This is a genomic window from Shewanella sp. 10N.286.54.B9 (genome assembly GCF_041468565.1).
In the GTDB taxonomy this organism is placed as follows: domain Bacteria; phylum Pseudomonadota; class Gammaproteobacteria; order Enterobacterales; family Shewanellaceae; genus Shewanella.
The window spans coordinates 11,112-12,164 of sequence record NZ_JBFRIY010000075.1; the positions used below are offsets into that span (position 1 = coordinate 11,112).

Genomic DNA, 1,053 nt, shown 5'->3' on the forward strand with positions numbered 1-1,053 from the left:
CGATTTTTTTCTCCACCAGATAAAGCCTTAACCGGTGTTCTTGCTCTTAATGGTGAGAATAAAAAGTCTTGTAGATAACTAAGGATATGACGGTCTTGACCATTAATAGTAACGGTTTTTTTACCTTCACCAACGTTCTCTTCTACCGTTTTTTCAGGATCAAGTGCTTCTCGGTACTGATCGAAATAAGCGACTTCAAGTTTAGTGCCGACTTTGACACTACCAGACTGTGCTTCTAATTGACCAATAAGCAACTTAACCAAGGTTGATTTACCGCAACCATTAGGGCCTATCAATGCAATTCTATCACCACGCATAACTGCAGAACTGAAGTTCTTAACCAGATTTTTATCAGGCAGGTTATATTCTAGATTCTCAATATCAAACACCAACTTACCTGAGCGGTCAGTATCAGCAACTGACATTTTAGCGCCACCTTGACGATTAAGGCGTGCCATGCGCTCTACCCTTAAGTCTTTAAGCGCACGTACTCGGCCTTCGTTACGGGTTCGGCGAGCCTTAACGCCTTGGCGGATCCATGCCTCTTCTTCAGCGAGCTTTTTATCAAACAGAGCATTCTGTTCAGCTTCCACTCGCAACCATTCCGCTTTACCTGTTAAGTAAGCTTGGTAACTGCCAGGCCAAGAGGTTGCAATACCGCGGTCTAAGTCGACGATGCGGGTCGCCATTCGATCAATGAAGCCCCTATCGTGACTGACAAACACAATCGCGCCACGGTAGCTGAGTAAGAATTGCTCTAACCATTCGATAGTGTCAATGTCGAGGTGGTTAGTCGGCTCATCAAGAAGCAACAGATCGGGGTCGCTAACCAGAGAGCGAGCCAAAGCCACTTTACGTTGCCAGCCACCAGATAACTCAGATAATGGTGCGTCAGCATCCAAACCAAGTAACTCACAGTTCTGGTTGATACGATTATCGAGTTGCCATCCATTTAAATGATCGATATCGCCTTGTAGCCTTTCCATCTGCTTCAGCATACGCTCCATTTCGTCTGGATTAGCGGTTGCCACATCATGAGAAAGTTGATGATAA

1 protein-coding gene is annotated in these 1,053 nt (G+C 45.2%); it reads right to left on the minus strand.

Features of this window, described 5'->3' with window-relative positions; all coding sequences use genetic code 11:
- Positions 1-1,053: ATP-binding cassette domain-containing protein (locus tag AB4135_RS20825; RefSeq protein WP_371995344.1), on the minus strand; the 1,053-nt coding region annotated here is incomplete at both ends.